General features: G+C 72.4%; 6 protein-coding genes. All 6 read right to left on the reverse strand.

Going from position 1 to position 5,065, the window contains the following annotated elements:
- Window positions 1-783, reverse strand: a 783-nt coding sequence (locus RMO85_RS14755) for a tyrosine-type recombinase/integrase (RefSeq protein WP_310529484.1), incomplete at its 3' end; no start/stop codon positions are given.
- Window positions 784-853: 70 nt separating this feature from the next.
- Window positions 854-1,981, reverse strand: a complete 1,128-nt coding sequence (gene dprA, locus RMO85_RS14760) for a DNA-processing protein DprA (protein WP_310529485.1) — start codon at window positions 1,979-1,981, stop codon at window positions 854-856.
- Entirely contained in the window at window positions 1,978-3,585 is a 1,608-nt protein-coding gene (locus tag RMO85_RS14765) for a YifB family Mg chelatase-like AAA ATPase (protein WP_310529486.1), read from the reverse strand. Before RMO85_RS14765 ends, dprA begins: the two co-directional genes overlap by 4 nt.
- The gene (locus RMO85_RS14770) at window positions 3,582-3,980 is read right to left on the reverse strand and encodes a YraN family protein (RefSeq protein ID WP_310529487.1); all 399 of its coding nucleotides are present in this window, start codon (window positions 3,978-3,980) and stop codon (window positions 3,582-3,584) included. Before RMO85_RS14770 ends, RMO85_RS14765 begins: the two co-directional genes overlap by 4 nt.
- 135 nt (window positions 3,981-4,115) lie before the next feature.
- Window positions 4,116-4,424, reverse strand: coding sequence for a DUF2469 domain-containing protein (locus RMO85_RS14775; RefSeq protein ID WP_310529488.1), 309 nt, complete (start codon window positions 4,422-4,424; stop codon window positions 4,116-4,118).
- The coding region (locus tag RMO85_RS14780; protein ID WP_310529489.1) for a ribonuclease HII at window positions 4,421-5,065 on the reverse strand (645 nt) is incomplete at its 5' end. The genes RMO85_RS14780 and RMO85_RS14775, both read right to left, overlap by 4 nt.

Genomic DNA, 5,065 nt, shown 5'->3' on the forward strand with positions numbered 1-5,065 from the left:
CGGTCCCATGTCGGGAGCGCCCGGGACGTCGGCGATCCGGCGGTGCACGAGCTCGCGCACGGCGCGCTGATCGATCCGGCGGCCGCGAGCGCCCAGGAAGAGTGCCGCGCCTGCGCCCTCGACCCACAGCGCCGACCGTCCCAGGCTCAGCCACCGCTCGACGGCCCGAGCAGCCGGCCGGCCATAGGGCACCGACCGCTCCTTGCGGCCCTTGCCGAAGACCCGGACGACCTGGCGCTGGGTGTCGAGGTCGTCGATGTCGAGGCCGACCAGTTCCCCCACCCGGATGCCGGTGGCGTAGAGCAGCTCCAGCATCGCGACGTCGCGCAGACCCACGGGTGAGCCGTCGTCGGCCCGGTCGGCGGCGGCCCGGATCAGGTCGGCTGCCTCGTCCGCCCGGAGCACGGGCGGCAGGGTCTTGTGCTTCTTGGGCGAGCCCAGGGAGGCACCAGCATCAGAGGGGGCCCGTCCCGTGCGGGCCAGCCACGCCGTGAACACCCTCGCGGCGGTGGCGCGACGCGCGATCGTCGTCCTCGACTTCCCCGTCGTCTGCTGCTTGGCCAGCCAGCTGCGCAGGGTCCGCAGGTCCAGGGCCGCGACATCGTCGATCCCGAGCCGGGTGGCGTGGTCGAGCAGGCTGACGAGGTCGCCGAGGTAGGCCCGCACGGTGTGGGGTGTCAGGTCGCGCTCGGAGGTCAGGTGCCGCTCGTAGTCGGCCAGCACCCTGGCCATCGGCTCGGGGAGGGTGCCCTCGCTCGCCTCCACCTCGCCCTCGGTCGCCATGCCTCGATCGTAGGTCTGTCGGGGCAGCGGACACCGCAGCCACGACGGGGCGGGGCGCACCGACGCCGTCTCACGACCGTCCTCCGCCCGAGACGAGTCGCCAGCCGTCAACCCCCAGGCGCACCAGACCGGCGTCGGCCAGGGCGACCAGCACGCGATCTGCCTCCAGCACGCCGACGCAGGCGACGTTGCTGATCGACGCGGTGCTCGCGCCCCGGGCGACCGGCACGGCGTCGAGCACCCGGACCTCGCGCAGCGAGAACCCGTCGTGGGGTCGCCGCGGCCCTCGCGGCACGGCCACCAGGTGCTCCCCCGCGGCGCCGACGAGCTCCAGCACCTCCAGCCCGCTCGTGACCAGGCTCGCCGCGCCGTTGCGGATGCGCTCGTGGACGCCCTGGGACGTCACGCTGGTCACCGGGCCCGGCACGCCCATCAGCACCCGGCTCAGCTGATCGGCCCAGTTGGCCGTGTTGAGCGCGCCGCTGCGGAGGGCAGCCTCGACCAGCACGGTCCCCCTGCTCAGTGCCGCGATCAGCCGGTTGCGGGACAGGAAGCGCACCTTGGTCGGCGCCGAACCCAACGGCGCCTCCGAGATCACGGCGTGGTGCTGGGCGATGTGCTGGATCAGCTCACGATGGGCGGTGGGATAGACCCGATCGGCGCCGCACGCCAGCACCGCCACGGTCGCTCCGCCGGCCGCGATCGCGCCGCGATGCCCAGCCTGGTCGATGCCGAACGCCGCCCCGGAGACCACCGCAGCGCCCGCGCGGGCAACCGTGGCCGCCACCTCGGTGGCCACGTCGAACCCGTAGGACGTGGCAGACCGGGACCCGACGATCGCGATCGACTCGGCCAGCTCGGTGAGCCGCATCGGCCCCCGGACCCAGAGCCCGACCGGGATGCCGCCGAGCCCCTGCACCCGCTGGCCGTGGGCGAGGTCGTCGAGCTGGCTGGGCCATTCGTCGTCGGCCGGGGTGACGAACCGGATGCCCTGGCGCTCGGCCGCGGACAGCAGCCGCTCCGGGTCGGTCGCCTTCAGCCGGGCCGCGAGCTCGGGGCGGGAGTCTTGCCCAGCGAGCAGCTCGTCGACCACCCGCAGCGCACCCACGGTCGTGACCCGGTCAGCCACTGTGGCGTCGCCCGGCTCGACGGCGTGGCTCAGCCGCACACGCGCCCGGCGCTCCTGCTCGGCGCTCACGAGGCGAGCTCCATGGCCGCAATGTCGATCGGCTGGCTGCCACGCAACGCCAGCGCCGTGCGGACGTCCTCCACCTCCGGCACCTCGCGCCCGGCCACATCCGCCACCGACAGGGCCACCCGGTGCACCCGGGTCAGTCCACGCCGGGTCAGCCGGCCCTCCGACATCGCCACCTCCAGCAACCGCACTCCCTCGGCGGGCAGCGGCCAGTGCTCGCACAGCACCGGCCCGGGCACGGCGGAGTTGAGCCCGAACCCAAGACCGGCATAGCGGGCGGCCTGCCGCGAGCGCGCCGACGCGACCAGCGAGCGGAGCTCAGCTGAGGTCCGACGAGGGGCGAACCGATCGTGTCCCCGGTGGACCGCCATCGGCTGGAGCTCTCGCCAGATGTCGATCCGGTCGACGATCGGGCCGCTCAACTTGCGGCGGTAGTTGCGGCGTACCGGATCCGGGCAGTCGCACGCGAGACCAGCAGCACGCGCGTGGTAGTTGCCACAGGGACACGGGTTGGCGGCCAGCACGACCATGGCGCGCGCGGGGTAGGTGGCGGACTCCTCGCCGCGCGCGATCGACACCTCCCCCGCCTCCAGCGGCTGCCGCAGGGCGTCGATCACGTCGGCGCGGAACAGCGGGAACTCGTCGAGGAACAGCACCCCGTGATGGGCCAGGCTCACCTCGCCGGGCCGCGCTCGCCCGGTGCCGCCGCCGAGGATGCTCGCGCGGCTTGCGTCGTGGTGCGGCTGGAAGAAGGGCGGACGGGTGACCAGTGCGTCGAGCGCGCCCACGAGCGAATGCACGGCCGTCACCTCGAGCGACTGCTCGAGGGTCAGGTCAGGCAGGATCGTGGGGATCCGCTCGGCCACCGTGGTCTTCCCGGCGCCGCGCGGGCCGCTGAGCATGATGTGGTGCCCGCCGGCAGCCGCCACGGTCACGGCGAAGATCACCTCCTGCATGCCCTCGACCTCGGACATGTCGACCTCGTCGCGCAGGTCCTGACCCCGCCAGGACAGCAGCCGGGCCGACGTGGTGCCCTCCACGGGCGGCGCCTCGGGCACCTCCTCACCGCGTAGCTCGGCGACCACCTGTGCCAGCGACCGCATGCCGAAGACGGTCATGCCCGGCACCATCGCCGCCTCCCGCGCCTGTGGCTCCGGGACGAAGACCCGATGGATCCCGCGCGCGCGGGCAGCCAGCACCATCGGCAGCACCCCGGTCACCGGACGCAGATTGCCCGAGAGGGTGAGCTCGCCGATGAAGGCGGTGCCCTCGAGCGCGGAGTGGGGAACGCGGTGGTCGGGGCCGTCCTTGGGTCGCGTCTGGTCGGCGGACTTGACCGCCACCGCGATGGCGAGGTCGAAGTGGGTGCCGCTCTTGGGCAGGTCGGCAGGCGTCAGCAGGATCGTCACTCTCCTGGTCGCCGGCCACGACGGGACGGCGTTGTTGATCGCCATCCGGACCCGGTCCCGCGCCTCCTGGAGAGCCTTGTCGGGGCGACCGACGAGGAAGGTCCCGGGAGTGCCGGGTGAGATGTCGACCTGGACGTCGATCAGGTGACCCTCGGTCCCCGCCAGAGCGAGACAGCGCGCGGTGGCCAGGGACGTCACGTCAGCCCCCGGACGTGCTCGATCTGCGGCTCGCCGGACCTGGTCCGGAGCACCGCGACGAGGTCCAGTCGAATGTCGTCGGGGCGCGCGGCGTGCACGCGCAGCCAGCAGGCGGCCAGCCGGCACAGTCGCTCGACCTTGCGTCGGTCAATCGCCTCGTGCGGGGTGCCGAAGTCGTGGGAGGTGCGCGTCTTCACCTCGCAGATCACCAGGGTCCGCCGCTCGCGCAGCACGAGGTCGATCTCGCCCTGGGGGCAGCGCCAGTTGTGGTCGAGCAGCACCATGCCCTGCCGCGTCAGGAAACGGGCGGCCAGCCGTTCGCCGTACGCCCCGAGCGCCTGGTTGTGGTTGAGCCGCGGCGGGCTCTGGGCCGTGGTGTCAGTCGTCTTGTGCATGGGTGACCTCCTCGATCGGAGGTCCCAGCACACCCGGGTCCACGGACAACCGCGCCCGGGGCCGACGCGACGGTGTGGACGAGAGCCGGTGGCAGGTGCCTGTGGACGGTTTGCGACCCGGATCGGGCCGTGAGCTCACCCCTTCGGGGGCTCGATCTCCTGCTCGCTGAGCTCTTCGACGTTGACGTCCTTGAACGTCAGCACCTTCACGCTCTTGGCGAACCGGGCCGGGCGATACATGTCCCAGACCCAGGCGTCGGTCATCGACACCTCGAAGAAGACTTCACCGTTCTCCGTGCGGGCGCGCACGTCGACCTGGTTGCACAGGTAGAACCGACGGTCGGTCTCCACGACGTACTTGAAGATCGAGACGACGTCGCGATACTCCCGGTAGAGGGTGAGCTCCATCTCGGTCTCGTACTTCTCGAGCTCCTCGGCGCTCATGCCTCACTCCTCCTCGTACGACCCTCGGTCGACCCCGGGTCGTGGTCCTGCACATTGTGCACATCCAGCGGCGGCTCGAGCCCCGCGGCCCGCCGCACGTTGACGAAGCGCATCCGGTGCACCGCCGACGGACCGTGCCGGTCGAGCGCTGTGGCGTGCACGTCGGTGATGTAGCCCTTGTGGGTCTTGAAGTCGTAGACGGGGTAGGCCGCGTCGAGCTCGACCATCAGCCGGTCCCGCGTCACCTTGGCCAGCACCGAGGCGGCGGCGATGCAGGCGGCGACCCGGTCGCCCTTCCAGACCGCGAGACCGGGCACCTCGAGCCCGTCGACGGGGAAGCCGTCGGTGAGGACGTAGGAGGGTCGCTCGTCGAGCAATGCCACGGCGCGACGCAGGGCCTCGACGTTGGCGACGTGCATGCCCAGCCGGTCGCACTCCTCGGAGTCGATGACCACGACCGACCACGCGACGGCCCGGCGGACCACCTGCGCATAGACGCGCTCGCGTGCCTTCTCGGTGAGCAGCTTGGAGTCGGCCAGTCCGGGCACGATGCCGGTCCTGCCCGCCGGGAGGATGCAGGCGCCCGCCACCAGCGGCCCGGCGCACGCGCCGCGACCGGCCTCGTCGACTCCGGCGATCGG

Source organism: Nocardioides sp. (assembly GCF_031422975.1).
Lineage (GTDB): Bacteria > Actinomycetota > Actinomycetes > Propionibacteriales > Nocardioidaceae > Nocardioides.

Excerpts from the sequence above, each read along its gene's own strand:
- RMO85_RS14775 (WP_310529488.1), bottom strand. The coding sequence starts at position 4,424 with ATGAGCGCCGAGGAGCTCGAGAAGTACGAGACCGAGATGGAGCTCACC.
- RMO85_RS14770 (WP_310529487.1), bottom strand. The coding sequence starts at position 3,980 with ATGCACAAGACGACTGACACCACGGCCCAGAGCCCGCCGCGGCTCAAC.